The organism is Bradyrhizobium diazoefficiens, assembly GCF_016612535.1.
In the GTDB taxonomy this organism is placed as follows: Bacteria; Pseudomonadota; Alphaproteobacteria; order Rhizobiales; family Xanthobacteraceae; genus Bradyrhizobium; species Bradyrhizobium diazoefficiens_C.
On sequence record NZ_JAENXS010000002.1, the window covers coordinates 1166698 to 1193652 of the forward strand.

28 protein-coding genes and 1 pseudogene are annotated in these 26955 nt (G+C 63.4%); 7 read left to right on the plus strand and 22 right to left on the minus strand.

Annotated elements, in window-relative coordinates; translation table 11 throughout:
• Nucleotides 1-6: 6 nt before the first annotated feature.
• Nucleotides 7-240, minus strand: a complete 234-nt coding sequence (locus tag JJE66_RS22425; protein ID WP_200516666.1) for a hypothetical protein — start codon at nt 238-240, stop codon at nt 7-9.
• 58 nt (nt 241-298) lie between these two features.
• Between JJE66_RS22425 and JJE66_RS38490 the strand changes: the two genes are divergently transcribed.
• Nucleotides 299-424 carry a hypothetical protein gene (locus JJE66_RS38490; protein ID WP_283818511.1) on the plus strand — a complete coding sequence of 42 codons (126 nt, stop codon included), beginning with the start codon at nt 299-301 and terminating at the stop codon, nt 422-424.
• Between the two features lie 234 nt (nt 425-658).
• Here JJE66_RS38490 and JJE66_RS22430 read toward each other — a convergent pair whose 3' ends face one another.
• The 13 genes and pseudogenes from JJE66_RS22430 to JJE66_RS22490 all read right to left on the minus strand — a co-directional run bounded on the left by JJE66_RS22430 (nt 659) and on the right by JJE66_RS22490 (nt 14810).
• On the minus strand, nt 659-1780 hold the full coding sequence (locus JJE66_RS22430) for a helix-turn-helix transcriptional regulator (RefSeq protein ID WP_200516667.1): 1122 nt from the start codon (nt 1778-1780) through the stop codon (nt 659-661).
• 112 nt (nt 1781-1892) lie between these two features.
• Nucleotides 1893-3078, minus strand: a pseudogene (locus tag JJE66_RS22435) (LuxR C-terminal-related transcriptional regulator).
• A 146-nt stretch (nt 3079-3224) separates the two neighbouring features.
• Nucleotides 3225-5834, minus strand: coding sequence for an autotransporter outer membrane beta-barrel domain-containing protein (locus JJE66_RS22440; protein WP_200516668.1), 2610 nt, complete (start codon nt 5832-5834; stop codon nt 3225-3227).
• A 216-nt stretch (nt 5835-6050) separates the two neighbouring features.
• Entirely contained in the window at nt 6051-6296 is a 246-nt protein-coding gene (locus JJE66_RS22445) for a DUF6894 family protein (RefSeq protein WP_200516669.1), read from the minus strand.
• Between the two features lie 86 nt (nt 6297-6382).
• A complete protein-coding gene (locus JJE66_RS22450) occupies nt 6383-7357 on the minus strand; it encodes an AraC family transcriptional regulator (RefSeq protein ID WP_311979940.1) in 975 nt (324 codons plus the stop codon).
• 225 nt (nt 7358-7582) lie between these two features.
• Nucleotides 7583-8737 (minus strand): helix-turn-helix transcriptional regulator, encoded by a 1155-nt coding sequence (locus tag JJE66_RS22455; RefSeq protein ID WP_200516671.1) that lies wholly within the window; start codon nt 8735-8737, stop codon nt 7583-7585.
• 249 nt (nt 8738-8986) lie between these two features.
• Nucleotides 8987-9484, minus strand: coding sequence for a hypothetical protein (locus tag JJE66_RS22460; protein ID WP_200516672.1), 498 nt, complete (start codon nt 9482-9484; stop codon nt 8987-8989).
• 105 nt (nt 9485-9589) lie between these two features.
• Complete coding sequence (locus JJE66_RS22465) at nt 9590-10036, minus strand: MaoC family dehydratase (RefSeq protein ID WP_200516673.1); 447 nt, start codon at nt 10034-10036, stop codon at nt 9590-9592.
• A 394-nt stretch (nt 10037-10430) separates the two neighbouring features.
• The gene (locus JJE66_RS22470) at nt 10431-10853 is read right to left on the minus strand and encodes a hypothetical protein (RefSeq protein WP_200516674.1); all 423 of its coding nucleotides are present in this window, start codon (nt 10851-10853) and stop codon (nt 10431-10433) included.
• 12 nt (nt 10854-10865) lie between these two features.
• The gene (locus JJE66_RS22475; RefSeq protein WP_200516675.1) at nt 10866-11087 is read right to left on the minus strand and encodes a hypothetical protein; all 222 of its coding nucleotides are present in this window, start codon (nt 11085-11087) and stop codon (nt 10866-10868) included.
• 111 nt (nt 11088-11198) lie between these two features.
• A complete protein-coding gene (locus tag JJE66_RS22480; RefSeq protein ID WP_200516676.1) occupies nt 11199-12017 on the minus strand; it encodes a lytic transglycosylase domain-containing protein in 819 nt (272 codons plus the stop codon).
• 127 nt (nt 12018-12144) lie between these two features.
• Entirely contained in the window at nt 12145-12951 is an 807-nt protein-coding gene (locus JJE66_RS22485; RefSeq protein ID WP_200518664.1) for a shikimate dehydrogenase, read from the minus strand.
• 5 nt (nt 12952-12956) lie between these two features.
• Nucleotides 12957-14810 (minus strand): NAD(P)/FAD-dependent oxidoreductase, encoded by a 1854-nt coding sequence (locus JJE66_RS22490; protein WP_200516677.1) that lies wholly within the window; start codon nt 14808-14810, stop codon nt 12957-12959.
• A 202-nt stretch (nt 14811-15012) separates the two neighbouring features.
• On the opposite strand from JJE66_RS22490, the gene JJE66_RS22495 reads away from it, so the two are divergent.
• Entirely contained in the window at nt 15013-16638 is a 1626-nt protein-coding gene (locus JJE66_RS22495; protein WP_200516678.1) for a long-chain fatty acid--CoA ligase, read from the plus strand.
• The gene (locus tag JJE66_RS38680) at nt 16635-16832 is read left to right on the plus strand and encodes an acyl-CoA dehydrogenase family protein (protein ID WP_311979941.1); all 198 of its coding nucleotides are present in this window, start codon (nt 16635-16637) and stop codon (nt 16830-16832) included. Before JJE66_RS22495 ends, JJE66_RS38680 begins: the two co-directional genes overlap by 4 nt.
• A 16-nt stretch (nt 16833-16848) precedes the next feature.
• Here JJE66_RS38680 and JJE66_RS22505 read toward each other — a convergent pair whose 3' ends face one another.
• Genes JJE66_RS22505 through JJE66_RS22520 form a run of 4 tightly spaced genes read right to left on the minus strand, consistent with a single transcriptional unit; the run spans nt 16849 to nt 20439 of the window.
• Complete coding sequence (locus JJE66_RS22505; protein WP_200516679.1) at nt 16849-17715, minus strand: HlyD family secretion protein; 867 nt, start codon at nt 17713-17715, stop codon at nt 16849-16851.
• The gene (locus tag JJE66_RS22510) at nt 17712-17918 is read right to left on the minus strand and encodes a DUF1656 domain-containing protein (protein ID WP_200516680.1); all 207 of its coding nucleotides are present in this window, start codon (nt 17916-17918) and stop codon (nt 17712-17714) included. Before JJE66_RS22510 ends, JJE66_RS22505 begins: the two co-directional genes overlap by 4 nt.
• Nucleotides 17915-19963 carry an FUSC family protein gene (locus JJE66_RS22515; protein ID WP_200516681.1) on the minus strand — a complete coding sequence of 683 codons (2049 nt, stop codon included), beginning with the start codon at nt 19961-19963 and terminating at the stop codon, nt 17915-17917. The genes JJE66_RS22510 and JJE66_RS22515 overlap by 4 nt, the downstream gene beginning before the upstream one ends.
• A gap of 2 nt (nt 19964-19965) precedes the next feature.
• On the minus strand, nt 19966-20439 hold the full coding sequence (locus JJE66_RS22520; RefSeq protein WP_200518674.1) for a MarR family winged helix-turn-helix transcriptional regulator: 474 nt from the start codon (nt 20437-20439) through the stop codon (nt 19966-19968).
• 91 nt (nt 20440-20530) lie between these two features.
• Here JJE66_RS22520 and JJE66_RS38170 point away from each other — a divergent pair, with 91 nt between their 5' ends.
• From JJE66_RS38170 to JJE66_RS22535, 4 genes are all read left to right on the plus strand, one after another.
• Nucleotides 20531-20731: a hypothetical protein gene (locus tag JJE66_RS38170; protein WP_246756505.1), complete on the plus strand. Its 201-nt coding sequence runs from the start codon at nt 20531-20533 to the stop codon at nt 20729-20731.
• Nucleotides 20732-20742: 11 nt separating this feature from the next.
• The gene (locus JJE66_RS22525) at nt 20743-21798 is read left to right on the plus strand and encodes an MFS transporter (protein WP_311979942.1); all 1056 of its coding nucleotides are present in this window, start codon (nt 20743-20745) and stop codon (nt 21796-21798) included.
• A gap of 123 nt (nt 21799-21921) precedes the next feature.
• A complete protein-coding gene (locus tag JJE66_RS22530; RefSeq protein WP_200516682.1) occupies nt 21922-23163 on the plus strand; it encodes an amidohydrolase family protein in 1242 nt (413 codons plus the stop codon).
• A 247-nt stretch (nt 23164-23410) separates the two neighbouring features.
• Nucleotides 23411-23731 carry a hypothetical protein gene (locus JJE66_RS22535; RefSeq protein ID WP_200518677.1) on the plus strand — a complete coding sequence of 107 codons (321 nt, stop codon included), beginning with the start codon at nt 23411-23413 and terminating at the stop codon, nt 23729-23731.
• A 6-nt stretch (nt 23732-23737) separates the two neighbouring features.
• Here the strand turns inward: JJE66_RS22535 and JJE66_RS22540 are convergent, their stop codons facing one another.
• From JJE66_RS22540 to JJE66_RS22555, 4 genes are read right to left on the minus strand one after another with little or no spacing between them, the layout of a single operon-like run.
• Nucleotides 23738-24655 carry a DUF1932 domain-containing protein gene (locus JJE66_RS22540; protein ID WP_200516683.1) on the minus strand — a complete coding sequence of 306 codons (918 nt, stop codon included), beginning with the start codon at nt 24653-24655 and terminating at the stop codon, nt 23738-23740.
• Complete coding sequence (locus JJE66_RS22545) at nt 24655-25524, minus strand: hypothetical protein (RefSeq protein WP_200516684.1); 870 nt, start codon at nt 25522-25524, stop codon at nt 24655-24657. The genes JJE66_RS22540 and JJE66_RS22545 overlap by 1 nt, the downstream gene beginning before the upstream one ends.
• 24 nt (nt 25525-25548) lie before the next feature.
• The gene (locus tag JJE66_RS22550; protein ID WP_200516685.1) at nt 25549-26232 is read right to left on the minus strand and encodes a 4-carboxy-4-hydroxy-2-oxoadipate aldolase/oxaloacetate decarboxylase; all 684 of its coding nucleotides are present in this window, start codon (nt 26230-26232) and stop codon (nt 25549-25551) included.
• The gene (locus JJE66_RS22555) at nt 26229-26942 is read right to left on the minus strand and encodes a PIG-L deacetylase family protein (protein ID WP_200516686.1); all 714 of its coding nucleotides are present in this window, start codon (nt 26940-26942) and stop codon (nt 26229-26231) included. The genes JJE66_RS22550 and JJE66_RS22555 overlap by 4 nt, the downstream gene beginning before the upstream one ends.
• Nucleotides 26943-26955 lie beyond the last annotated feature (13 nt).

The following is a 26955-nucleotide window of genomic DNA, read 5'->3' on the forward strand; positions in this document are numbered from 1 at the left end:
CTCCGCTCAGTCATAGGGAATCTGCGAGACCGGCGCAGGGGCAAGCTCCGCGCAACTTGCCGGCTCGCGCGGAAACGACACCTGCATCGCGTGCGCGTGCGATCGTTCCAGCATGACGAGACCGAACAGTTGAAGAGTGACGAGCGCGGCGGTGAGCGCCATCACGACAATGTTGACGTTACGCGCGCTCGAGACTGGGACGGTTGGCCGAACGCTCGCGCGCATCAGATTGGTGGGCATTTTCTGAGATATCCTTTTCACTGCAGACGGAAATGATTTCATTCAAAGGCAATGCTTCATGCTGCCCTTCGAGCAGATGGCGGTAGCGGTGCAATACGCGCCGCGCCTCGATTGCGCGCTGCTGGTGCAATGCTGCAACCATACGATCGACAACGCCGTGGAACTTCTCGGCCAGGCTCCGTGACGTTATTCGCATGGCGATCTCCTCTCAACCTGCGAGCGAAGATGATGGAATTCACTTCCACTCGCTGTGAGACGCTTCACACAACAATCGAACGCGACGAACAAGAAACCGTGTGAGTGCTCTCGTAGGAGAGAACGCAGCAAATCGCGTCACCCGAACGAATGACGCGCGATAACATTCTGATGATGAAATTGCGGGTGCCGCGCCGATGCTTTCTTCAGCGCCGACGATGCGTCACTGAACCAGCGGATTGGAAAATCCTGCCGCGAGCTTGACGAGGTCGGCCTGGCGGCTCGTACCGGTCTTGGCGAACACACGATGCAGATGCGTCTTCACCGTCGTCTCTGCGATTCCGAGCGCGTCGGCCGTCTCCGGCACGCCGCCGACGTCGACAATGGACAGCAGAACCCTGAGCTCCGCTGGTGTCAATTCGAACGTACGGTCGATCAGGCCTGCGCAGGAGCGAGCATCGATCGTCGCCTTCCAGACGAACAAGGCTCCAACAGCGCCGCACGCGTGCCCTGGTCCACGTTCACGAAGAAGCGACGGCAGCGCGATGATTTGCGCGATATAGTGAGATCCGTCGTGTGAGGTCAGTTGAATATTTCGGCCCGCGGCCGCCGCGACGGCGACCTCTCCTTCGTCGCGGAAGATGTCGCGTAAGGCCGCATTCGCGCCGGACGACCTTGCCACGAGCCGGCCGGCGACGGACCGCAAGACATCGTTGGCCGCCAGGATCGCGTCCGCAGCCGGATTGCTGTGGACGATGTTGCAGGCGGCATCGAGCAAAATCACACCCGCATCAAGCCGATCCACGACGTCGGCAAGCGCGACTGACCTCTGGCGCTTCTGCTCGACCGCTCGGTTGATCATCAGAGCCCGGCTTGCATGGGGAACGATGAGCTGCATTCGCGCGCGCATCTTGGCATCGAGCATCTCCCTGCCCGGGATGACCGTCATCAAGATCGGGCATGGCGAATTCGACTGCTCCAGCACGACATTGGCGACGTCGGCGCATCCTTGGGGACGCAACCATTCCTGGTAGAAGCGCCCGCGACGATATTCGTCGAAATTCACGAGATCGGGAATGTTGCGGACCTCGCCGTAGCGGGGCAACCTCGCGAGCGGGTCATGCTGCGCGTATTCGTCGGCATAGAGCTGGATATAGTGCGGATCGACCCCACAATAATAATGCGTCGATCCCGTCTTGCTGACCTTATCCTTCGAAATCAGGCCGCAGGCCTGGCTGCCCAAGAACTCATTAAGCATGACAACGATGCCAGCCCACAATTCAGGATTGAGGCCGGCGTCGTAGATGCTCTCGATCAAGTCTGAGTGCTTTGCAGTCAGCGGCATTGGAAGAACCAATAGTCAGATGCCCAAATACGAAACGCTCCTCATGCCCGGCGGCTTCTCAGGAGTCGGTCGAGGGGCCAATAGGTTCAAAGTTCCAGCGCCAATTAACCAGCTAGTTGACAAGCGGATTGGAGAATCCGGCCGCGAGCTTGACGAGGTCCGCTTGACGCGAGACGCCCGTCTTGGCGAACACGCGATGCAGATGCGTCTTCACCGTTGTCTCCGCGATTCCGAGCGCGACGGACGTCTCCGGAACGCCGCCGACCTCGACGATCGACAGGAAAACGCGCAGTTCCGCCGGGGTCAGGTCGAAGGCCCGCGCTATCAGCTCACCATAGGAGTGCCCACCAAGCGTGACCTTGCGCAGCAGCAGCGCGCCGACCGCATCGGTCGACCGCTCGCTGCCATTACGCAGCACCGACGACAGCGGCAGGATATGCGCGACGTAGCGCTCGCCGTTGGAAGAAAGCAGCGGGATCGCACGCCCTCCTGGAGCAAGCGAGGTCATGTCGCGGCGGGCCGCAAAGACCTCGCGCAGCGTCTGATTGGCCTCGGCGTGGAGCAAGCGAGGTCATGTCGCGGCGGGCCGCAAAGACCTCGCGCAGCGTCTGATTGGCCTCGGCGCCGCTGGTCACAAGCTGGCCCGCAGCGACGCGGACCACGTCATCGGCCTCGATAAGCGCGCAGCCGCTCGCATTGGCGTGCACAACATGGCAGCAGGAATCGAGCAGGAAGATGCCGGACGATAGATTGTCCAGGACATCGGCGAGCGCCGTGGCCAATGTCAGCTTCGAGCTGATCGCCCGGTTGACGAGCAGCGCGCGGCTGGCGTGCGGCACGATCAGCGACATTCGATGTTTCATCTTCGCGTCAACCATGCGCCGCCCCGACAGCACCGTCATCATGACCGGGCAGCTCGCGTTCGAGTTCTCGAGCACGACATTGGCGGCGTCGCCGCATCCCTGCGGCCGCATCCATTCCTGATAGAAGCGCCCGCGGCGATATTCGGCGAAATTGACGAGGTCGGGAATGCCTACGATCTGGCCGTGTGGCGGCAGGATCGTCAGCGGGTCGAACTTGGAATGCGTCTCTGAATAGAGCTGGATGTAGTGCGGATCCGCCCCACAATAATAATGCGTGACGCCGAACTTGCTGATCGAGTCCTTGGAAAACAAACCGCAGGCCTGACCACCGACGAAATCGCGGATGCCGACGACGACATCGTTCCACAGCGACGGATCGAGGCCTGCATCGTAAATGGACTCGACCAGGTCGGGCAGCTTGCGCGGTCTGTGCATGGCGTTGAATGGCTTGGATGAACAATGCCGGGCAACGTAACACAACCGGAGCACGCCCTCATCCTCCAATCGGAGGATGGCGCCGGCCGGGCGGATGGAGCCCGGCCGGCAGGCACCGCGTTCAGGCCGCCAGGGCTGATGCCGGCTTAGAACGCGACGCGAAGCCCCCCTTTTGCGGTTCCAGTGCGGCTCTGGTCGGACATCACCATGCCCTCCACGGCACCGAACACCGACACGTTTTGAGTGGTCCGGTAGTCCAAACCGAGGCCAGCGACCGCACCGACGGTGCTGCGGCTGCCGGGCGTGATGAAGGAGAGGTTCTGACCGAGCAGCACCGTGTTGATGCCGGTGTCGCCCACGCGCTGGAGCGCGATCACGCCGCCATGGATATTGGCCTTGAGCTCGCCGCCGTCGAGCTGCGTCACCCGGGAGAGATCGACCTCGCCGCGTTCTTCGAAGTCCTGGAGCGTGCGGCTGCCGACCGACAAGCCCTGCGCGGAACCGCTTTCACTGTAGCCATCGAACCGGCCAGCGACATAGCGCAGCCGCGCCGTCGGCGTCAGCAGGTAGCCATTGCCGACATCGAGCTTGTAGCCATAGGCGACCTCCGGGCTGATGTACCAGCCGCTGTAATTGGCGGCCGCCGTCTCCATGCCGCCAGCGACCGCATCATTGAGCACCCGTCGCCGCGACTTGTTGTCGGCATTGCCGCCCTGGACGGTGAAGTCGAAGAACTGCGAGACCCATTCGAAGCGGCTGTAAGCGCCGGCGAACACGTAACTGGTGTCGACCGTCTGCGAGTCGAGCGCGACCGAGAGGCCACCCTGCCCGCCGCCGAGGAAGGCACCGATCAGCCAGTTCGGCTGCACCATGCGGTCGATGCCGATGGCGCCGCCCCAGGCCGTCGAGGTCGCGCGCAGGGTCAAGGCGGTCTCGTCCTGGATGCGCTGACCGCCAAAACTGTTGGCCCAGACCGTGATTGGCGCCGGATCGGTCCAGAGGCTTTTCGGCGCCTTGGTGAAGGGGCCGGCCTGCGTAGCCTCCGGCGCATAGGCCATCGCCATCATGTTGCTCCCGCCTGCGCCGATGCCGCTCAAGCGGCCTTGCACGAGCGAGGACACGCCGCTGGTAAAGTCCATCAGCGTGCGGTCGGTCTGCGCCAGTGCGGTGGGATCGAGGGTTGCGAGCGTGGTACCGGAGAAAACCGATGGACCGTTGAAGCCGCCGCCTGAGACGTTGGTGTTAATTGTACCATTGAAGTTCACGAAGGTCGGCAGGTCGATCGTCGTCAGCGACGATACCCTGCTGCTCAACGGGATGAAGTTGACGTTGACGACGTCGTTGCCGAAGCCGAAATCGACCACGCCGTTGATCCTCGAGTCGGGCAGCAGCGTCAGCGTATCGGCCGCACTCGATAGCTTGATCGCGGTACCGCCGGTGCCGGTAATCGTGCCGGAATTGGTGATCGTCGCTGCGTCTGACGACAGGATGCCGACGTTGCCTGTTATGAATCCGGCGTTCCTGACATTCGCGTTGGTCCCGACAATTCCGGTACCGTTGCTAGCCGTGGCCTGAATGAGACCGGTATTGCTCACATTGGCCTGGTTTGCGGAGATGGCCGCCACCGAGCCAGATATGGTCCCCGCATTGACGACGTTTACGACATTCGAATGAGTATCGGCCTGGATGCCGTATACAGCGCTCGTGATAGTCCCGGTGTTGCGAACCGTTACGTCTCCGGCGACCGCCGCGATCGCATCGCCCGACGTTCCGGTGATTGTACCGGCATTGTCGATGACGGCAGAGGCGTTGACGAAAACGGCGACGTTACCACTCACGCTGCCGCCGGCGAGGTTCGTCAGCTTCACGTTCCCGGCCTGGATACCAACCGCAGCGCCGGAAATGGTTCCGGAATTAGCGACATCGGCAAGGTTGGTGGCAATGACCGCGTCGGCACCGCTGACCGTGCCGGAGGCAAGATTCAATAGGTTGACGTCCTGGCCGGATACGCCGAACGCGTAACCAATGATGCTGCCCGCGTTTGCGACTGTCGCCAGACCGGAGGCCTGAATCGCGCCACCGCTTGCCGCAATCTGTGAGACGACGCCGGAGCTATTATTGGTGATGTTGAGGGCACCGCCGGTAATGCCGCCCGCATCTCCCGAGATCGTCCCGGTGTTCGATGTCAGATTCACCGTATCGCCATTGATCCCGACGGTATTGGGCCCGATGCCGACAATCGTGCCGGAATTACTCACGTTCGCGATCCTGGCTTCGATGCCACTACCACCCGCGCCGGCCTCGCTCACGATCGTGCCCGCGTTGGCGATGTCGAGGGTTGAGGCTGTGATTGCGTGAAAACCCTTGATCGTGGCTCCGCTGAGGTTCGAGATGGTCATATCACCACCTGCAATGCCGGCCGAGAACGTTCCCCTGATCGTCCCGGCGTTGATAATGACGCTGTCATTGCCGGTCTCGAAGCCGAAGAACGTTCCGCTGACGGTCACTCCCGACGAGACCTCATAGGTATTGTTCCTGTCGTTGCGCGTTCCGTAGCCCGTGCCATTGCCTTGCTGGTTATCGGTGTCGCTCGCGCATACGACGGTCGCGTTGCTGACCGGTGCCGCCGGCGTGCAGGCCGCCTCCGCCCGCTCGATCATACACAACGGTATGACGATCACCGCTGGCACCAGAACGCACGTCGACCGCCGCACCACACGCCATCGTGCCACACCGCCCAGAGCCGTCACATTCATTTCCAGTTCCTCGGTCGCCGCCATCCAGCCCCACGGGCGTAAGCACGTTGCTACCGGCCTCCTCCGATCGGAGGAGGCCGTCACAGCGAACCCTGAATCGCTGAACGCCAAGGTAGAAAGGACCGTCGCTTCCGGCTTGGACGGAAGCGACCGGGTCGCGGCTCAGAGCGAACTGACGCTCTTTCGCTCACCACTGATGCGGAGTTGCGACACCGCTTAGATGTCCCAACCCGCCTTCTCGACATTCTCAGACCAAACCGCGGCGCGATAGATCTCGCGCCCGCCATTGTCCCTGACGCGGATCCAGGCGTCGCGACCGCGCAGATCGTCGCGCCAGACGAAGAGATGCCTTGCCATCTCGTCGGCGACGACGAATGCCGCCCTCGCGTGCTCGAACACCATGCCGCCCGGATCGATCTTCACGACATTGCCGACCAGGAGGTCAAAGAAGAAACGGCGCATTCAACACTCCAGCCATGACTTCACGATCAGGGATCGTGTGCTCCGGATTGAAATTGACGAGCCGCTGAAATTCGCGGGGACCTCGATCACTCCGCCGTGCCGCTCCTGACGTCACTCGGCGTGGCGTTATAGGCCCGCCGGAAACAGCGATTGAAATAGGAGAGATCGCCGAAGCCGACGTCATAGGCGATCGACGAAACCGGACGCTCGGCGAATTCCGGTTCCCGCAACATGCGGTGGGCACGCTTCAGGCGCTGCTCAATCAGGAAGGAGGAAAACGTCTTGCCGTCGGCCTCGAACAGGCGCTGGAGGTAACGCGGCGTGACGCCGAGCTCCTGCGCGACGCCGGCGACCGACAGGTCCTGCCGCGCGCAATTGTTGACGATCAGGAACTTGGCCTTGCGCAAGCGGGCGACTTTCCCGCCACGTTGGCCAGCGCTCTCCCTGGCGTCGTCCATCGGGCCGAGCACGAGAGCCAGGAGATCATGCAGATGCCCGGCCCCGAGCTGACGCAGCGCGGCGGTTGCAAGCCCGTTCTCACGGACAAGCGACGTGGCGTAGTCGACCAGAACCCTGATCTCGGTCTGACGGTGGCGGATGATACGCATGACCGCATCCTCGACATCCATGATCATCGGCACGAGAACCCGCCGCGGCACGAGCAGAGAGAAGCAATCGCCGGCCAGAAGTCGCTCGAACACAGCCACGTCTTCGGCGCTAGTCAGCGCGGCCTCGCCAGGGCCGAGCAGCAGTTCGCGACCTCGCGCAGATATCCCGACCGCTCCGGATCGATTCACGACCAGGGCAAGACTGTCGTCACCGTCGATGGTCAGTTCCTTCGTCCGAATGATGCGCGCTCCAAACAGCCTTCCGGTCAGCAGTTGGGCTCCCGGCAGAGCATAGGCGGCGAAGGTCGCCTCAAACGGCTGTCCTTCCTTCGCGTCGACCTCGGCTTTCACGACCCCGCGGCGATAGAATTCGCGCAACATGGTGATCCGCTCGCTCTCGGGAACGTCGTTTGTCGACACGTTGAGAATCGAACACTCATCCTTGCCATTCACTGCAATCTCTCCAATCGACGAGCAGTCTGGGCCATGCGCCGTCGTCTTCTCGCACCCGTATCCGGTGCTCCCGCGCATTGGTGGCGTGCATGGCCCTTCCCATTCCAGAAAACGCCTATACGAAAGTATCAAATGACAAGCGTCATACGTTCGGAGGACGAATGTCACCTGGCCTTCACAATGGATTGAGATCGCGCAATCTCGCAGCGCACGATGTGAATTGGATCACACGGCGTCGTCTGGGTCGGTCGGCGGCGCGAAGGGAACGGCAAATCCGGCCGCGATCTTGACGAGATCGGCTTGCCTGCCGGCACCAGTCTTCTCGAACAGGCGACCGAGATGCGTCTTCACCGTCGTCTCGGCAATTCCGAGCTTCGCCGCGATGTCGGGAACTCCGCCGAGCTCAACGATGGCCATCAGGACGCGGAGTTCAGACGGTGTCAGCCTGAAGGCTGCGGCGATCGCGTCCGGCGCAAGCTGGGGCGCCATTGAGGCGTTTTGAAAGAACAGCACCGTAGTTGCCCCATCGCGTTGCAGGCTGCGTTCGTGCGTCAGCGAAAAGGCGCGGGCGAGATAGTGCTGGCCGTCGGCCGACGTCATGAGCTCGATCCTGCGGCGATCGGCCGAACAGGTTCCGTCGTCAGCGACAACGTCGAAGAGGCTGCGGAATATTTTGTCTGCCTGGGTGTTGCGGACCACGATGCGATCACCGACGATCACGAGGAGATTGCCGTCGGCGAGCATTTGCCGACAGGCCGCGTTGGCATGAACGACCCGTCCCTCCGCGTCGAACAGGCAGATCGCCGTGCTCAGGCAATCGAGCACTTGCGCGAGGTCGGCTACGGTGTGCGAGCGAGCCCTGATCTGCCGACCCATGACGCGCGAGCGCTGGATGTGCGGGGCAAGCAACCGCAGGCGCTCGCGCATCGAATCATCGACGTTACCGCGCGACCTGCCGCGCATGACCTGAAGGATCGTCGTGCGCGCATCCGATCGCTCGAGCGCGACGGTCGCGAGATCGATCGCGCCCTGCGGTTCCACCCACTCGCGATAGAAGTTCGAGGCCACGAAGTCCGAATAGGGCATGACATCGGCGACGCCGATGGTCTGTTCGACGGGTAAATTGAGGTGACGGTCGAGCAGAGGATCAAGCTCGACATATCGGTCCCGATAGAGATCGCGGAAGCGGGAGTCCGTTCCGTGGTGCTCGTGGATTTCGATCGAGAGCCTGGCTGCGTCGCGCGAGAGAATGGTCACGGCGGAGCCGCCGACGAAACCCGCAACCTGTTCCAGAGCAGCGCTTCGCTGCGCGGGATCGACTGCCGCATCGTAGATCTCGCCGACGAGCGAGGAGAACCTGTGCGCCTCGAGGATCGTCATTGGCCGGGCAATGCGGTCTGGAGACTGACCATGAAGCCAGGCCTGCCGTCTGTCGTCGCCGGCGAAGAGAAAACGTCTGAGAAGAATGCTGGAATTTCAAACATCGCCCTTGGGTAACGTCAACCGCAGGGTGCGGCTTGGACGTTTTCGCCAAAGACTAGGATAAATGCGAACAGCAATCGGGCTGTGTGCCGTGCATCACGCGCCCTCCCGCACCTTGCTTATTGAATCGCGCTCGCGTGCGGCATTCTATTTTCGGTTCTCCTCGCAGAACTTCAACGCGGCGAGCGCCTCGCCGGCGCGGGGAATCTGCATCTCGATGCTGTCATCGTCGTCATCCTCGAAATCGAGCGTGAGGCGCTTGGCTTTCGAGAGGCGGTCCATGATGGACTGATCGAACTCGAAGATGCCGCGCACGGTGGTCCTGTCCATGACCTCCCACTTCGCCTTCGACATGATGTCGAGGTCGTCGGTGCCGACGTCGGCCTTCAGGATCTCGCCGACCTTGTCCCACTCCCAGCCGTCATAGATCATCACGATCACGATGGCCTTGTCCGAATAGGTGATGACGACGACGTAGTCGCGGTTCTCGTCGTCCTTGTCCTTGTAGCCGCGGCTCGCGTTGCAATGGGTATCCTGGGTACGCTTCTCGATGGTCCAGTCGCCGACCCTGGATTGTTGTGCGACCGCAGGCCCGGCACCCAAGGCGCCGGTGAGCAGCGCAGCGGCGAGAATGAATCGTCTCATGTCAGCTTCCAGCGTCTTCCCCGGACCAAGCTGACCACCTCTCCCGACAAGCCGCAAGGGCTTCGGCCCCTTCAACCCGGCCGATGGTGAGCGGCGCGAACCGCCCTAGGCACGCCGCGGCACGATCGCGATTGGGGTAAAGGTGTAAACCTCCTCGCCGTTCTGGTTGAACATCGTCCACTTCACCAAGGCGATGCCCTGCGGCTTCGACTTGGAGGGCGTCAGGCTCATGACCTCACCGACCAGATGCAGGCGGTCGTTCGGCCGCACCGGAATCGTCCAGCGCAGCCCATCGACGCCCGCACCGATCAGGGGGTGCGGCCCGAACGGACGGGTCTGGATCGCGAGGTTCATGGCGATCGCCGCAGTGTGCCATCCCGACGCAGCCAGGCCCTTGAACAGGGTTTCTTTCGCGGCCTCATGGTCGAGATGCATCGGCTGCGGGTCGAACTCGGCGGCAAACCGCTTGATGTCGGCCTCGGTGACCTCGACCTCGGAGGATTTGAAACGCATGCCGACGGTGAGATCGTCGAACCAGGCGACCTGTGCCATGATTTTGCCTCGAAATGTGATGCGCCGTCTGCACGATGCGCACGGCCAAAGCGATGGATTGGTGTGGGATGTAGCGGTTTGGCCGTGCGCAGGCCAGCCCCGGTTCCCCGCGAAACCCCTTTCCCAAATTGACGAAACACGCCTGAAACAGAAGGCCGGCTATCTAGTTGTCAAAATCATAAAGGGACGGCCGCCATGCAATTCCTCCTCGACCTGATCAGCGAATTCGCCTGCTGCCAGCATCTCGTCGCCCAGCCGCTTCGGGAGGACGAGCTATGATCGAGCTGATATCGGCCGTGCTCGCCCTTTGCAGCATCGGCGTTTTTGCAGCGCATGCGCTGGACGCCTACCGCACCACGCATTCCTGACCGGCCATTCCACCCGCTCCTGATCGCTAGAACGGGCGGCGGTAAAAATGCTCCGAATGCGTTGCCGGCGGAAACCGGTTGGCGAGCGCCAGCGCCCCCTTCTCGTCGGTCTCGATCGCAATCTTTTGCGCCAGCATGACGTCGCCCGGCACAAGAAAGCCTGACGGGACGAAGCACCACCCCATCGTTGCAATCCCGGCCTCGTCGATCTCGTGGACGTTGGCGGCGGTGCCGTAGTGAATGCGATAGCGCTTGCCGGTGTCGCAACCGATGACGTCAAAATGCCGGTGCTGCTCGAATTGTGTGCGCTGCTCAGCGGACAGCCATTCGGACAACAGCCGCCGGCCGCGCGCCTCGGGCGTGTTTTCGCCGAAGAAGCGCCGGTAGAGCTCGCGGAGCGCGTGCAGACGCGCTCGCGCGGGCGCGCGAAGCCTGAATACCGCGATCATGAGCCGTTCAGATCAACCGCCGACCAGGCGGGGATAGAACAGCGTTTCCTTCGCGGTCGGGTCGAACGATTTGATACGCGTGACTTCGCCTGGCCCGGTCCGGAAAGCAGCGGTAAAGCCCGCTCCGGTCAGCTCCCGAAAGCGCTGCTCTGCTCGCGCCAGCGCTTCGGCATTCTCAGGATCAAACTCGTGGCGTGTATCGCCAGTCTGGTCCATCACGATCTGGGAAGCCATGTTGAGTTCTCCTCATGCCCAGCCCTGAACTTGATCTAAGCAAACCTCGTGCCGTCGGTTCCTGAAAGCAACAACTTTCTCTGACAAGCAGGTCACGCCTTGCGGAGCGCCTCAGCGCGCCGCTGCCGCCCCACCACCCCCGTCGATCTGCCGGCCCATCAGCGCGATGGCCTTCTGGTAGACGCCTGCCGCATTCCACGCCTGGATCGCGGCGAAATTCGGCTCGCCCGGCTGGTAACCGGCTCCCGCACGCCAGCCATTGGCTTTCAGGAAGTTCGCGGTCGAGCTCAGCGCGTTGGCGGCGACGTCGAGATTGCCGGTGCCGTAGGCCAGGATGTTCTTGGGCATGAATTGGGTCTGGCCGACCTCGCCATGCATGGAGCCACGGGTCGCCCCCGTCAGCATGCCGCGGTCGATCAGCTTCAGCGCCGCGTAGAGCTGCTCGGTGAAGAATTCGGGACGGCGGCAGTCATAGGCGAGCGTCGCGATCGACGAGAGCATGTTCTGGTTGCCGCGCTGGCTGCCGAAACCAGTCTCCATGCCCCAGATCGCGATCAACGGCCCGGGCGGCACGCCATAGCGCTGCTCGATCGAGGCGAACATCGCGGCCTGCGACTGCTTGAGCGACCGGCCGCGCGCGACGATGGTGGTGGCGCCGCGCTTGGCCAGGAACTGATCAAGCGACAGCGAAAAACTGTGCTGGCTGCGATCGGCCCCGATGGTGGCGCTGGCGTAGTTGGTCTGCATCAGCGCCGAGATCGCGGCTTGGCCGATGCCCTTGCCCTGCGCCTCTGCGCTGAACTCGCGTTTCCAGGCCTCGAAGCCGCCGGGTCCGTTGCCGCATTGCGCGGCATGGACGGCGGGGGCCAGGGCCAACAATAGCACGGTCGCGCCAATCATCGCCGTCACTGCGGTCCTGCCCTTGGTCATCCCTGCGTTCCCTTCTCTCGATGCGCGACCCGCTCGCGCGTGCGCATGATCCTACGTCAGCCGCGCCGGCTCAAGCCCCCGACCGATGCAATCAATGCAGGCAATGCGGTTGACATGAAGCAAACACTTATCGTCGGCCGTCCGTCCCAAGCAGGAAATCCACCATGATGCTCTGGTGCTGCTGGTACATGTCGGTGCCGGTCGCGGTGACGCAGCCGAGCTTGCGGGCCTCTGCTATGAACGGCGAAATGTCGGGCTTGGTGATCACGCAGCCGCAATAGGCCGACGGCGCCAGCCGCGTGACATCAACCGGCAGCGGATCCCCGTCTTTCATTCCGGCGGGTGTTGCATTGGCGACGAAATCGAAGCCCCAAGGGTCGGCGGTTCCGACCCGCGTGCGTCCCTTGCCGAGCCGATTGAGCTGATGGATAAGCGCATCCCGCCGCTCGGCCGAGCTGTCGTGAATGGCGAGCTCGCTCACACCGGCCTCGACCAGCGCAAGCGCAATGGCTGACCCCGCCCCACCGGCACCAACCAGAAGCGCCCGCATTCCCCGGGGATCGATCCCCTTCGCCTGTGCCGCGCCGAGGAAGCCGAGGCCGTCCACCATGTCCCCGTGCCATGCGCCGTCGGTGCGCCGGCGCATCAGGTTCACGGTGCGCAGGAAATGTGCGCGTTCCGTTGCGCTGGCGCAGGCCTGATAGCAGGCGAATTTGTGCGGGATCGTCACCACGATTCCGTCGAGATTCTTCAGCCGTGCCGCCACGGAAAGAAAATCGGGCAGATCGGCGGTCGCAACCTGAACCGGAACGAGAATGCCGTCATGGCGGCGCGCCGCAAAGGCGGCCGACACACCGGCGGGCGAACGCACCTGTGCGATGGGATCGCCGACGATGACGTAGAGTCGCGTCGCACCTGAAGGCGCCGGGATCATGTCGCTCATACCGGGACGCCAGCACCGCCCGTAGCGGCCGCATAACTCAGTTCCAATCCGTCCAGGGTGCCGTCCTTTCGCCACTTGTCCAGCAGTCGCAGGAACGCCATTGGCCCGCGCCAATACTGGCTGTTGCGCGCCGCGATCGGATCGAACACGCCTTCGTTATTGTAGTAGCCGGGCGTACATTCGGCGAGATAGGTCTGGCGGCCGAGCGCGGCCTTCACGATCTCCTCGACCCAGGCGTTCTCGGCGGCGAGCGTCGGCTCCACTGTCCTGGCGCCACGCTTGCGTGCCTGATCGATGACATAGGCGATGTGCTGCGACTGTTCGTCGATGATATGCGGGAAATTGGCGCTCTGGCCGGCCTGCACGGTCACGATCAGGAAGCAGTTCGGGAAGCCGCGGCTGTAAAAGCCGTGCATCGTCTTGACGCCATCACGCCAGCGCTCTGACAGGCTGATACCGTCGCGGCCATAAACCTCGAAACCCATCCGGCGCGCATAGTCGGTACCGACCTCGAAGCCGCTGGCATAGATCAGGCAGTCGAGCTCGTAGGCCTTGCCGTCGACGACGACGGCGTTGTCCGTGATGCGCTCGACACCCTTCCCCCTGGTGTCAACGAGATGCACGTTGGGGCGATTGAACGTGTCGAGGTATTCGTCGTGAAAGCACGGTCGCTTGCAGAACGCCTTGTACCAGGGTTTGAGCGCCGCCGCGGCCGCCTCGTCCTTCACCACCGCGTCGACCCGGGCCCGAATCTCCTCCATCTTGCGATAGTCGGCCTGCTCGATCACCTTCAGCGCCTCTTCCATCGAGGTCACCGGCTGTGGCTGACGGCGTGGCGCGAGCAGGATCTCCCCGAGCAGTCCGGTCCAGCCGTCCTGCACCAGATCCTGCTCGATCGGCTCGCCCGAAATCACGGCGGTGAAATTGTCCATCCGCTCGCGCTGCCAGCCGGGCTTCAGGCTTTCCGCCCAAGCATGATCCGTCGCCCGGTCGTCGCGCACCCCGATCGCCGACGGCGTGCGCTGGAACACGTAGAGCTCCTTCGCCGAGCGGCCGAGATGCGGCACGCACTGCACGGCAGTGGCGCCAGTGCCGATGATGCCGACGCGCTTGTCGGCAAGACCGTCGAGCCCGCCCTCGGCGTTCCCGCCGGTGTAGGCGTAGTCCCAGCGGCTGGTATGGAAGCTGTGGCCCCTGAACGTCTCGATGCCGGGAATGCCCGGCAGCTTCGGGCGACTCAGCGGACCGCCCGCCAAAATCACGAAGCGGGCGCGGATGCGATCGCCGCGATCGGTCTCGACCAGCCAGCGTCCCTCCTGCTCCTGCCACGTCATTTGCGAGATAACGGTCTGAAACAGTGCGCGCTCATAGAGTCCGAAGTGACGGCCGATGCGGCGCGAGTGTTCGTAGATCTCCGGCGCACGCGCATATTTGCGGACCGGCATGTAGCCGGTCTCTTCCAGCAACGGCAGATAGATGTAGCTCTCGGTATCGCAGGCAGCACCGGGACAACGATTCCAGTACCAGGTGCCGCCGAAATCCGCGGCCTTTTCCACGATGCGGAAATCCGAGATGCCGGCTTCGCGCAAGCGCGCGCCGCAGAGCAGGCCGCCGAAACCACCGCCGACGATGACGACTTCGGTCTCTTCGCTGACGGCCGCCCGCGCAAATCCGGCATCGGCCCAGGGATCGTCGAGATAGTGGGCAAAGCCGCCGCTCACCTCGACATACTGCGCTTTGCCCTCGGAGCGCAGACGCAGGTCGCGCTCGTCGCGATAGCGCGCACGCAAGGCCTGGATGTCGATGCTAGGCGCGCCGGCTGCGCCGGTCTTGTGTCTTTCCGCTGACATCGATCTCCTCCAATGCGGGCGCTGCTTCGGCCTGCAGCTCGCGCCAGTTAGCCCTGAAAAAATGATGCACGCAATCGCGTCCACCTTTTTTGCGTGTACGTCGCGTGGCCTTCCGCTACCCTGCACGCAAGCGCGAGCGCATCATGCAACGACATGATCTTAACGACTTGATCTTAACGACTTGGCTTTTTCGGAGGGGACGATGCAGGGATTGATGATGGACATACCGCTGCTGATCAGCGGCCTGATCCAGTATGCCGCCGACTATCACGGCGAGGCGGAGATCGTCGCGCGCGAGATCGAGGGCGATATCCATCGTTACACCTATGCCGAGGCCCATCCGCGCATCAAGCGCATGGCGCTGGCGCTCAACCGGCTCGGCATGAAGCAAGGCGACCGCGTCGGCACGCTGGCCTGGAATACGCATCGTCATTTCGAGATGTTCTACGCAGCGCCGGGCATGGGCTATGTGCTGCACACCGTCAATCCGCGGCTGTTTCCCGAGCAGCTCGTCTACATCATCAACCACGCCGAAGACCGCATCCTCTTCGTCGACCGCGCCACGTTGCCGATCGTCGAGGCGATCGCACCACAGCTGAAGACGATCGAAGCCTTTGTCATGATGTCGTCGCGAGAACGCATGCCCGAGACGAAACTTGCCAACATGCATTGCTACGAAGAGCTGCTCGACAAGGAGAATGACGCCGGCTTCGCCTGGCCTCTGTTCGACGAAAAATCCGCCTCCACCATCTGTTACACCTCGGGCACGACGGGCAATCCCAAGGGCGTGATCTATTCGCACCGCGCCGCCATTCTCCAGACCATGACGTGCTGCAGCTTCGACTTCCTGACCGGACATGTCGAAGGCGTGCGCGAGGTGATGATGCCGATGGCGCCGCTGTTCCACGGCAACGGCTGGAACATGCCGTTCACCGCGCCCTACACCGGCTCGAAGCTGGTGCTGCCCGGCCGCAATTACGAGCCCGACAAGCTCTACGAGCTGCTCGAAGGCGAGAAGGTGACGCTGTCGGCGGGCGTGCCGAGTTTCTGGCTGATCCTGCTCGACTGGCTCGGCCGCACCGGAAGGACATTTTCGACGCTGCGCGCAACGCTGTCGTCGGGCTCAGCGCCACCACGTGCCATGGTCGAAAAGCTCAAGCGCGACTACAATGTCGACTACATCCAGGCCTGGGGCATGACGGAGGCGCTCGGTTGTTCGATGCCGGGTTTGCGGCCCGGCTCCGAGCATCTCGGCGACAAGGACAAATTCGACCGGCGCATGGTGTCGGGACGCGCCTGCTTCGGCACGGATTTGCGTATCGTCGACGACGGCGGCAACGAACTGCCGCGCGACGGCAAGAGCGTCGGCCATTTGCGCGCCCGGGGGCCGTGGGTCGCTTCCGGTTACATGAAGCTCGACGAGGGCCTCGATCGCGACGGCTGGCTGATCACAGGCGACATGGCCAAGATCGACCCTCAGGGCCACGTGACCCTCACCGACCGCTCCAAGGACGTGATCAAGTCGGGCGGCGAATGGATTTCCTCGATCCAGCTCGAGGACATCGCATTATCGCATCCCGACGTGCTGCAAGCCGCGGTGGTCGCCATCGCCCATGACAAATGGCAGGAGCGCCCGCTCCTCCTCGTCGTCCGCAAGAAGGGCGCGACCGTCGACGGCAAGACCCTGCTCGACCATATGCGCCCAAAAATCGCGAGCTGGTGGATGCCGGATGCGGTCGAATTCCTGGACGAATTCCCGATGACCGGCACCGGCAAGGTGCTCAAATCGGCGCTGCGCGAGAAATTCAGGGAGTATCGCGTCGGGTGATCTCGGCACCTCTCATTGCGCGTCGAGCGCGCAGACGCGTTCGATCAGCCCATGGCGACGGCGGCACCTCGAACGATTTTGGCCTGATGCAGGCCTACGCCACCGCGCGGCTGCTGCGGCTTGCGGATGGGCCAGACGAGGTGCACCGGAACCAGATCGCGCGATTCGAGCTGAAGAAATATTCGAACCCGTAGAAGCGTAAGCAACGAGCTAGTTCAACACCTCCACGGTCGCCGAACGACCGGCGACCAGCGACATTCCCTCGGGCACCGGATCCAGCGCGATGCGCACCGGCACGCGCTGGGCGAGCCTCACCCAGCTGAAGGTCGGATTGACGTTGGCAAGCAGGCTCGCGCCCTCGGCACGGTCGCGGTCCTCGATGCCGGCGGCGATGCTCTCGACGCGGCCCGACAGCGTGCCCTTCTCGCCCATCAGGCGAACCTGCACCTTGTCGCCCAGGCGGATGCGCGCGAGTTTCGTCTCTTCGAAATAGCCTTCCACATGCAGCGTATCACTGTCGACCAGCGCCATCACGCCCCTACCGGCGGTGACGTAAGCGCCGGGCCGCAGATCCATGTTGGTGATCACGCCGTTCACGGAAGCCCGGACCTCGCTGCGATCGAGATTGAGCTGGGCGACCGCGCGGTCGGCGACGGCCGCATCAAAGGCCGCCTTGGCCTGGAGCTGGGTTGCCAGTACCTGCTCCTGCTTCTGCTGCGACACCGCGTCCGTCGTCAGTGCGCTGTAGCGCTTCAAATCGGCATTGGCCTGATCTAGCGTGGCCTGGTGACCAGCCACCGAAGCATCGGCCTGCCGCAGCGCCAGCGCGAAGCGCTCGCGATCGATCCGGAACAGGACATCGCCGCGATGAACCTTCTGATTGTCCTTGACCAGCACGTCGGTGACGAAGCCGGAGACGTCGGGCGCGACCTGCACCACGTCGGCGCGGACGCGGCCGTCACGCGTCCAGGGCGATTCCATATAATAGACCCAAAGCGCGCGGCCGACGCCGAGCGCGGCGACGACGGCAAGGACGGTCAGCGCGATACGGCCGAGCCAAGCGAAATTCCCTTTCATGAGAGATACTCCGAGAGATAGACGACGCCACCGAGCAGGCAGACGAAAATTGCGAAATCGAACAGCGCGCGGTGCCAGACCAGCCGGTAGAGGTCGAAACGCTGCATCAGCCGGCGGAGAAACGCGCTCAGCACGTAGGCGACGATGATCCACAGCAGGAGCGACGGCACGAGCACGCCGTAGATGTCGATCACATATCTCATGCCGCGACACTCTCTGTGCGCGGCCGATAGGCCGGCGCATCCGGGAACAAACCGCGCCTGATACCGACGAGGCCGATCAGGGCGTCTTCGCGCGCGCTGTCATTGGGGTCCTTCACCGCCTGAGCCAATGCCCGATCGACGCCGGTCAGAAGCTCGTGCGGCATTCCGCCGCCCGCATAATTGCGGCAGGCGGCGGCAAGCTGGTCGAGCATATCGTCGATGACGGAGATGGTCGAAGCGGCAAGCCCGTAACGCGCGCGGCGTAGGTCGATGATGTTGATGCCGATGCGGAGCTGAACGAGGCTGTCGGCATCGCGCCGATCACTCTCCGAGAGGAAGGCGATGCGCTGCACCAGAAGCCCGAGACGGTGCAACATGAGGCCCGCGAACTCCGCACGGTCGCGCTTCCCGCGCCGTTCGGCGGCGACCGCGATCGTGATCCAGCTCGACAGCACCAGGCGATTGGCGATCCATTCCGCGCCCACCCCGCGCGCGATCCGCGTCACCAGCTCGGCGATGAGGACGCCGACGAAGAAGGCGACGGCGGAATTAGCGTAGGACGCAAAATCCGCGCTGTAGGTCGATTGCAGCGCGAGCAATGTCGCGGTGTTGGCCGCGAGCGCCATGCCGGGGCCCGCCGTTGCCGGCCGCGCGATCAGGAAACCATAGAGCAGGAACGTTGGCGCCAGCGCGACGACGAGAACCTCGATATGGGAGATCGCGGGCACCAGCGCGAACAGATAGACCGCGACCACCACGATGGCGACCAGCGACCACAGGCCGAAACTGCGGATGAAACGCGCCGGCTCGTCCTGCGCGGCGAAGAATGAACAGGCCACCGCCGCCATCATCGGCGCCGAGGCGCCATCCGGCCAGCCTGTGCCGATCCAGAACGCGCAGCAGATCAGGATCGCCACGGCCGCGCCAGCCGCCGACCACAGCGCAAGCCAGCGGTCGCGATGACGCACCGGGGCGGCGCCGGCCTCGGAGCGGAAGGCTAGCTCGAGGGTCGAGACGCCGCGGTTCCCGGCAATGGCCTCGGTCAATGCACGGCAATCGCGGGAGAGGTCGACCAGCTCGCGCAGCCGCGACAGCAGGCTCGTGGTGATGATCCGTTCCCAGGACGCGCTGTCACCGAGCTCCGACTGCCGTTCGGCGATCATGGCGCGGATCCGCTCGGCCGGCCGCCGCGCGCTGACGTCGCTGACGATCCATTGCGCGAGATCCTCGAGGAGCCGCTTCAGCTCGGGTTGCCGCCGCAGCCCCTCCTCTCCCAGTGCAGCCAGACGATCCTCGAGCGAGGCGATCACCGGCAGCAACATCAGCATCCGCAACCGGATTTCGCCGAGGCCGCTCACTACGTCGCGATCGGTGAGCCGGTCATAGGCAAGATGGGTGGAGAGCGTGTCGATCTCGACGATGTCGGTCGCGAGCTTGAGGCGCTTGCCGCGGCGGGTTTCGTTGGTGCCCTCGCGCAGCAGCACGACCTGGCTGAGGCGGCGGGCATCGGATAACCAACTATCGACGCGACCGGCGACCGCCGGCGCGACGCTGCGCGGGAACACGATGGTGGAGACTAGACTGGCGCAGATGATGCCGAGCGAGATCTCCTCTAGCCTTGCCACCGCAGTGTCGAAGATCGCGCCGGGCTCGGACACGGAAGGGAAGCTGATCAACGCGACTGTATATCCGGCCAGCATGAAGACGTAGCTGCGCGGCGTGCCGTCCAGCAGTGACAAGTACAGGCAGAGCCCGACCCAGAGCGCGATGGCGAGGCACAACAGCTCGGGCGCGTTGATCAGGTTCGGTACCAGCGCCACCGTCATGATCGCACCGACCAACGTGCCCATGACGCGGAAGAACGCCTTCGAGCTGGTGGCGCCCGCGAGGGGCTGCGAGGTGATGTAGACCGTCGCCATCGCCCAATAGGGCCGCGGCAGGTCCATGGCGAGCGCAATGACGAGCGCGAGCATCGACGCGGCAAACGTCTTCAAAGCGAAAATGAGGTCCGCGTGGCGGACCAGAAACGGCTCTTCCGCGCGCATGACTATTTCGTCTCCGGGAACGCCTTTGCTTCGAGCAGACGGCTCGCCCGCCGCTCGATGCGCTGGAGCGTCTCGAAAGTTATCGCAAGTTCGTCCGCGCCGATATCCTTCAGCAGGCTCGCCCGCACGCGCCGCAGCACGCGGTTGGTTTCCTCGACCTTGGCTTCGCCCGCTTTGGTCAGGTGGAGCGTTTTGGCACGCCGGTCGATCGGATCCTCGCGGCGCTCCACCAGGCCCTCCGCCTGGAGCAGGTCGATCAGCCGGACCAGCGACGGCCCTTCGATGCCGAGCTCGTCGGCAAGCACGCCCTGCCGCACGTTCTCGCCCTGCCGCGACAGCACCAGCAGCGGGATCGCCGTCGCATAGGACAGGCCGTGATCGGACAGCGCCTGATCCGACTCGCGCCGCCAGATGCGGGCCAGGCGCGTGATGAGCCGGCCGATTTCGCCGTGAATAAAGCCTTGCGAGGGTGCCATGCAAAATAGATAGGACACGAACTATTAGTCTGCAACTATATAACCCGGGATATTCCCATGATCACGAAAAAGCGACCGAGGACAACGCAAGATGGGCTCGGGTTCCACGACCGAAGCGCGAGAGGCGATCGTGGGCGAAAGCGCGTTGACGCTCGTCCCGACCTTCGTCGTCGTCGACGTGGACGCGACCGGCATGGGGATCATCCTGCCGTTGCTTCCGTTCTACTCACAGCGGCTCGGCGCCACGCCGTTCCTGATCGGCGCGCTGATCTCGGTCTATGCCGCCAGCTGATTGCCGGTCCCGTGGTCGGCATCCTCTCCGACCGCTATGGGCGGCGGAAGGTGCTGGTGGTTAGCCAGATCGGCACCCTGATCGGATTTGTGCTGCTTGCGCTTGCCGGCAACCTGATGCTGGTGTTCCTGGCGCGCATCATCGATGGCCTGACATCGGGCAACATCTCCGTTGCTCACGCCTATGCCGCTGAGCACAGCGCCCCGGCGACACGCAAGCAGGCGCTCGGCATGACCAGCGGCGCGATCGGAACCGGGCTGTTGCTCGGGCCTGCGCTATCGAGTTTCCTCGTTCATTACGGCCAGACCGCACCGGTGTGGGCCGCAGCCGCCCTCTCGCTGGTCAGCATATTGGCCACGATCGCCTTGCTCCCGCCGGACCACCCGGCGGCCGAGCCGCTCTATCAGCATCGCGTGCCGGAGCCGACGCTGATGCGCAGCCTGTTCGGCATGCGCTACGCCTGGCGATTGCTTGGCCTGCTGATCGTGTTCTTCTTCGTCAACTCGATGTTCCTGTCGCAGATCGGCCTATTCCTGTCGGCGCGGTTCTCCTGGGACGGACGTCCCTTCGGCGCGCGCGAGCTCGGCTGGATGTTTGCCTATGCCGGCTTCATCAACATGGTGGTCCAGGGACTTCTGATTACGCGCGCGAACCTCATCGCCTCCGACCGCAGCATCGTCATGGCGGCGTTCGCCGGCATGGGACTTGGATTCGCGGGCCTCGCGGGCGGCGCTAATATCAGTCTGCTCGCGCTCTACCTGACGCTGATCATCGTCGGCACCATGTTCGCCCGCAGCACACTGACGGCAGAATTATCGCGGAGCACCGCGATCAACCGCCAGGGCATGATCATGGGCCTCAACCAGTCGCTGATGTCGGGCGCGAATATCAGCGCTCCGCTCATCAGCGGCGCGCTGATCGGCCATCGTCTGTTCGTGGCCTGGGCCCTCGTCATGGCCGCGATCGCGGCGTCGCTGATTCCGCGATCGGGGTTACGAAACAGGCTGGTGGCCGAAATCTCCGTAGCCATGATCGCGTCTCTCTCCAAGGTCCGTTTGGCACTATAGCTCCCGTGGCGCGCGCTGCGACTGGAATCGCTCGACCACGATGGCGATTGATGGCAGAATTGAAATGATCCGGAAATGCCGGCTCCGGCTTGCGCTCGTTTACAGCATCTGAATCCCGAAGCCATGACCACCCAGACCGCCTTCGACCTGATCTTCCGCAATACCCTGCTGCGATCATCCGCTACACCCGTCGATATCGGCGTGAAAGGCGGACGTATCGCCGCGATCGAACCCAGGCTTGCCTGCGAGGGCGTCGAAATCGATGTCGGGGGACGGCTGGCGCTGCCCGGCTTCGTCGACACCCACATCCATCTCGACAAGGCCTGCCTGCTCGAACGTTGCGGACACATCCACGGCACGCTCGGCGATGCCATCCGCGCCGTCTCGGCGATGAAGCGGAATTTCGGCATCGACGATGTCTATGCGCGCGGCGCCAGGGTGCTCGAGCGCGCCATCCTGCATGGCACGACGCGCATGCGGACCCATGTCGAAATTGACCCGCGCATCGGCTTGCGAAGCTTCGAGGCGGTCAAGGCACTCAAGCGCGACTATGCCTGGGCGATCGATCTCTCAGTCTGCGTCTTCCCGCAGGAAGGCCTGACCAACGATCCCGGAGCCGAGGAGCTGCTGGTCCAGGCTTTGCGCGACGGCGCCGAGGCGATCGGCGGCTGCCCCTATACCGACACCGATCCGAACGCGCATCTCGCACGCATCTTCGACCTCGCCCAGCAATTCGATCTCGACGTCGACCTTCATCTCGACTTCGATCTCGATCCCTCCTGGTCGCATCTCGACGAAGTCTGCCGGCAGACCGAGCAGCGCAACTACGGGGGGCGCGTCGCGATCGGGCATGCCACAAAGCTCTCGGCCTTGCCGCCGGAGCGGCTGAAGGCGACCACCGCGCAACTGGCGAGGACTGGCATCGCCGTCACCGTGCTGCCGGCGACCGATCTCTACCTGATGGGACGCGACGCCAGCCACAACGCACCGCGCGGGCTGACGCTCGCACACAAGCTTGTCGAGAGCGGCGTATTGTGCTCGGTTGCGACCAACAACGTGCTCAACCCCTTCACGCCCTTTGGCGACGCCTCGCTGCTGCGGATGGCAAATTTCTACGCCAATGTCGCCCACGCCTCGGTCGGCGAGTTCGATACCTGCCTCGATCTCGTCACCGAACTGCCGGCGCGGCTGATGAACCTGGACGACTACGGCATCAAGGTTGGCAATCCCGCCGATCTCGTCGTGCTCGACATCCGCGACAGCCGCTTCGCCATCGCTGAGCTGCCGGATATCGTGATGGGCTTCAAGAACGGCCGGCAGACATTTGAACGTCGGCGACCGACGCTCTTCACCCCCCGGAATTGAGCGTCTCGATCTTTCGCAAGCCGACCTGCGGAGGAAGCCGTAGGGAACGCGGCTCGTCGCATCCAGCGGTAAGATGGTCCGGAAAAATCAGCGATCATCTGACCGATACGGTCCGACTTACCATCGATCTTCCCCCAATCCGAGGCCGGTAGAATCCCGGTCCGTAGCCCAACGCGTTGCGGAAAGGGAGAGGCAAGCTTACTAAGATCTTGCACTGATCATCTGCGTTCGATGGGGAAGTATGGATCTGTTCAGCGCATTCAACAGCATCGATTATCAATCGATGAGGGCCAGGACGCCCGCCGAGACAGCCGTCAAGCGACTGACCGGCATCGGCGAAGTTCTGTCAGGCCTCGATATGTCGGCAATCCGCACGCAGGACGAGTTGGCCCGCATGCAGTGGACGCTCGATACCGCCGACAAGTGCATTCGCATGATTCTCGCCGAGTTCCGCACCGAACGTGCAAAGGATCAGGTCGTCCGCGAAGCCAAGAGTCTGATTGATCTCATCGAGCGCGCCCGCGACGAACTCTCGGGCTATCGCGACGGCGGCAGGATCTTGAGCTGAGCGCGTTTAGCGCTTGATCTTCGCCAGGATACGATCCGCCTCGGTACGCCAATCGGCGCTGCGGGCGAACTCCCTCGCTCCCTTCGTGCCGAACAGGCCTTCGTCGGCGAGATCGGCCACCCAGGCCTGCCGCTCGGCCGTGCCCTGCGCCGACCACGGCGTCAGCCCCGCCTCGCGCACAGTTTCGGCGACCTCGCGCACCTCCTCGGCACGGCGGCGGCCATGCTCGATCACGCGCTGGAAAAAATAAGCGCCCTGCTTTTCCCAATTGATGGCAGGAAAGGTTTCCGTGAGCGACGCCAGCACCGCATCCTCGACGCCATAGGCACGCGCGGTGGTGAAGCTTTCGATGACCATGGCCTCCAGGCCCTTGATCATGATGCTGCGGCACATCTTCACCGCCGAGGAGACGCCGAGCTTGTCGCTCGCAACCTTCGCCGCAAAGCCGATCGTATTCAACAGCGGCTCGAGCTCCCTCGCCCCGGGGCCACCGAGCAGCAACGGCACCTTGATGCGATAAGGTGGCACCGAAGTCATCACGGCACCCTCGACATAGCGTCCCGCGGCGCCGTCGATCAGCGCTGCCGCGCGCTGCTTGGCGCCGGGAGAGGCCGAATTGAAATCGAGAAACCAGGTGCCCTGGTTGATCGCGGACGCGCAGGCCTCCGCGACCGGAACGGCCTGGCTCGCGGTGACCGCAGAGATGATGAAATCCGATTTTGCTGTCAGCTCAGCGTGAGACGCTGCCAGCGCCACACCGTATTTCGCTGCATGCTCTTTCAGCGGACCGCCCTGCTCGCCACCGAGCTTGATGTCATAGGCTGCGACCTTGATGTCCTGCTGGCGCAAATCCTCGGCCAGGATTCGGCCGACCTCACCATAGCCAACCAGCCCGATCTGCCATCGCCTCGGATCGCCTGCCATCAGTTTAGTCCTCGTGTCGTCGCGTCGAAGAGCTCCTCGACCGCATAGCGGCGCGGGATCAGCGCCTGCTGGAAGGCGTAATCGACGATCAGCTCCAGCGGCATCCTGTTCGCCTCAATCCCGAATGGAACGAGGTCGGGCGTTGCCGCAGGTCCCGCCTGTTCCTTGTTTCGCTTGAGCAGATCATAGACACCCGTAACCACATCGGGGCGCGATTGTGCAAGCTGCTCAGTCACGACCACGAGATGATTGACCGGCACGACGCCGCGGCGGGCGTACCATCTGGCGGCTTCCGCAGCCGGATCGGGGAACAGCGATTTCAGCTTGGGATTATCAGAGATCTCGCCGAGGACGGCGTCGAGTTCGCCGTCAAGCAGCATTTGCAGGATCTTCTTGTCCTTTGGCGCGCGTTCGGTGGTGTCGATATATTCGGCGACGTGCGGATCTTCGAACGTGACCCAGTGGATCCTGTCGAGATTGACGCCGTAGTCGTTGGCGAGAATACCCCTGATCCAGGCGCCCGTCGTCGTCGTGAAGGAGCGGATGCCGACACGCTTGCCTTCGAGATCGGAGGGCCCGAGCGTTCCCTGCGCGGGATTATAGAGCGCATAGGAATGCTGGAAGCGGCCCATCATCGTTGCCGGCAGCAGCACCAGCGGCTTGCCGTGCGCCATCGCCATCAGATAGGTGACGATCGCCATCTCGCAGACGTCGAAAGCCTGCTCGCGCACCATTGGCTTGAACGCCGTGTTGGTCGGCGTGTACTCGATGAAATCGAGCTCGAAGAGATCGGAGCGGAGCGCGCCGCTCTTCACCGCCTGGACATGCGGGTGACTGCCGAGCACGGCCTTCAACTTCAGACGATCCATCCGCCCGCTCCGCTTGTCTTCGCTTCAAACGTCCTCGGGATTGTCGACGTAGACAAGCCCGGCCTTCGCCAGCGCCTCGCGCATGCTGTACATGTCGAGGCCGAGTTCGCCCGAGGCCAGCCGCTTGCGCTTGCCGCCTTCGTCGGCGTTGCGCTTCTTCGCCTTCTCGGCGACCTCGGCGGCGTGGCGCTTCGGCACCACCACGACGCCGTCGTCATCGGCGACGATGATGTCGCCGGGATCGACGTTGACGCCGGCGCAGACGACCGGGACGTTGACCGAGCCGAGCGTGGCCTTCACCGTGCCCTTGGCCGAGATGGCGCGCGACCATACCGGAAAGTTCATCGCGTGCAGCGCTTTGACGTCGCGGCAGCCGGCGTCGATGATCAGCCCCTGCACGCCGCGTGCCCTCAGCGAGGTCGCCAGCAACTCGCCGAACATGCCGTCGGTGTTGTCGGTGGTGCAGCCGACGACAAGGATATCGCCCTTCCTGCACTGCTCGACGGCAACATGGATCATCCAATTGTCCCCGGGCTGCGCCAGCACGGTGACGGCGGGACCCGCGATCGCCGCGCCCGACCAAACAGGGCGCAGATACGGCTTCATCAGGCCGACGCGGCCATAGGCCTCGTGCACGGTCGAGACGCCGTACTCCGCCATTCCGGCGGGATCGGCACGCTTGATGTTGCGAACGACGACCGGCTTCATGCCAACACCTCCGCAACCGTCGGGAACAGGCGCTGATAGGCTTCGCCATAAGTCATGGGAACGCCGGTGTTGCGGCTGCCCTGGATGCCGCGGTTGAGTGCGACGCGCTCGTAATAGCCCCAGAGATGCTTTTGCGCAGCGAGGATCTGGAACGCCTCGTACTTCTCCTTCCAGACCTCATCGATCTTGAGGAGGAGGTCCGGCTTGTAATTGCACTGCTCGGGTTGATGCGGCTCGAACAGGAATACCGGCGGCGCCGAATATTGATACTGCGCGCCGGGCTTGTGACCCATGGCCTGCGCGACCACACGGGTCTCCTGGGCGAAATGTGCGGCGTTCGGATGGTCGAAATTATAGGGATCTTCCAGCGCGTGCGTCAGCACGAAGCTCGGATTGAGCTCGCGGTAGATATCGACCATGCGGTCGAAGTGCGCTTCCGTCAGCTTCAGCGGATAGTCGCCGCAGTCGAAGAACTCGATTTCGGCGCCGAGCAATTTTGCTGCCCGCTCCGCCTCGTCTTTGCGGCCCGCCTTGACCGATTCCAGCGTCGCGCCCTTTTCCTTCCAGGCGAACTGGCTCTCACCACGCTCGCCGAAGGACATGCAGACGATCTTCATGCGATAGCCCTTCTTCGCATGCAACGCGATGGCGCCGCCAGCGCGCCAGACGAAATCGCCGGGATGGGCGGTGACCACGAGACCTGTTTTCATGGGAGAACTCCCT

Bases quoted from the DNA above. Each gene is read 5' to 3' on its own strand.
- JJE66_RS22555 (WP_200516686.1), bottom strand. From the start codon at position 26,942: ATGAAAACAGGTCTCGTGGTCACCGCCCATCCCGGCGATTTCGTCTGG.
- JJE66_RS22530 (WP_200516682.1), top strand. From the start codon at position 21,922: ATGACCACCCAGACCGCCTTCGACCTGATCTTCCGCAATACCCTGCTG.
- JJE66_RS22470 (WP_200516674.1), bottom strand. From the start codon at position 10,853: ATGATCGCGGTATTCAGGCTTCGCGCGCCCGCGCGAGCGCGTCTGCAC.
- JJE66_RS38490 (WP_283818511.1), top strand. From the start codon at position 299: ATGCTGCCCTTCGAGCAGATGGCGGTAGCGGTGCAATACGCGCCGCGC.
- JJE66_RS22545 (WP_200516684.1), bottom strand. From the start codon at position 25,524: ATGGATCGTCTGAAGTTGAAGGCCGTGCTCGGCAGTCACCCGCATGTC.
- JJE66_RS22480 (WP_200516676.1), bottom strand. From the start codon at position 12,017: ATGACCAAGGGCAGGACCGCAGTGACGGCGATGATTGGCGCGACCGTG.
- JJE66_RS22520 (WP_200518674.1), bottom strand. From the start codon at position 20,439: ATGGCACCCTCGCAAGGCTTTATTCACGGCGAAATCGGCCGGCTCATC.
- JJE66_RS22510 (WP_200516680.1), bottom strand. From the start codon at position 17,918: ATGAGATATGTGATCGACATCTACGGCGTGCTCGTGCCGTCGCTCCTG.
- JJE66_RS22475 (WP_200516675.1), bottom strand. From the start codon at position 11,087: ATGGCTTCCCAGATCGTGATGGACCAGACTGGCGATACACGCCACGAG.
- JJE66_RS22540 (WP_200516683.1), bottom strand. From the start codon at position 24,655: ATGGCAGGCGATCCGAGGCGATGGCAGATCGGGCTGGTTGGCTATGGT.
- JJE66_RS22515 (WP_200516681.1), bottom strand. From the start codon at position 19,963: ATGCGCGCGGAAGAGCCGTTTCTGGTCCGCCACGCGGACCTCATTTTC.
- JJE66_RS22485 (WP_200518664.1), bottom strand. From the start codon at position 12,951: ATGATCCCGGCGCCTTCAGGTGCGACGCGACTCTACGTCATCGTCGGC.
- JJE66_RS22430 (WP_200516667.1), bottom strand. From the start codon at position 1,780: ATGCCGCTGACTGCAAAGCACTCAGACTTGATCGAGAGCATCTACGAC.
- JJE66_RS22490 (WP_200516677.1), bottom strand. From the start codon at position 14,810: ATGTCAGCGGAAAGACACAAGACCGGCGCAGCCGGCGCGCCTAGCATC.
- JJE66_RS22550 (WP_200516685.1), bottom strand. From the start codon at position 26,232: ATGAAGCCGGTCGTCGTTCGCAACATCAAGCGTGCCGATCCCGCCGGA.
- JJE66_RS22465 (WP_200516673.1), bottom strand. From the start codon at position 10,036: ATGGCACAGGTCGCCTGGTTCGACGATCTCACCGTCGGCATGCGTTTC.
- JJE66_RS22495 (WP_200516678.1), top strand. From the start codon at position 15,013: ATGCAGGGATTGATGATGGACATACCGCTGCTGATCAGCGGCCTGATC.
- JJE66_RS22455 (WP_200516671.1), bottom strand. From the start codon at position 8,737: ATGACGATCCTCGAGGCGCACAGGTTCTCCTCGCTCGTCGGCGAGATC.
- JJE66_RS22425 (WP_200516666.1), bottom strand. From the start codon at position 240: ATGCCCACCAATCTGATGCGCGCGAGCGTTCGGCCAACCGTCCCAGTC.
- JJE66_RS22445 (WP_200516669.1), bottom strand. From the start codon at position 6,296: ATGCGCCGTTTCTTCTTTGACCTCCTGGTCGGCAATGTCGTGAAGATC.
- JJE66_RS22505 (WP_200516679.1), bottom strand. From the start codon at position 17,715: ATGAAAGGGAATTTCGCTTGGCTCGGCCGTATCGCGCTGACCGTCCTT.
- JJE66_RS22460 (WP_200516672.1), bottom strand. From the start codon at position 9,484: ATGAGACGATTCATTCTCGCCGCTGCGCTGCTCACCGGCGCCTTGGGT.
- JJE66_RS38170 (WP_246756505.1), top strand. From the start codon at position 20,531: ATGGGCTCGGGTTCCACGACCGAAGCGCGAGAGGCGATCGTGGGCGAA.
- JJE66_RS22440 (WP_200516668.1), bottom strand. From the start codon at position 5,834: ATGAATGTGACGGCTCTGGGCGGTGTGGCACGATGGCGTGTGGTGCGG.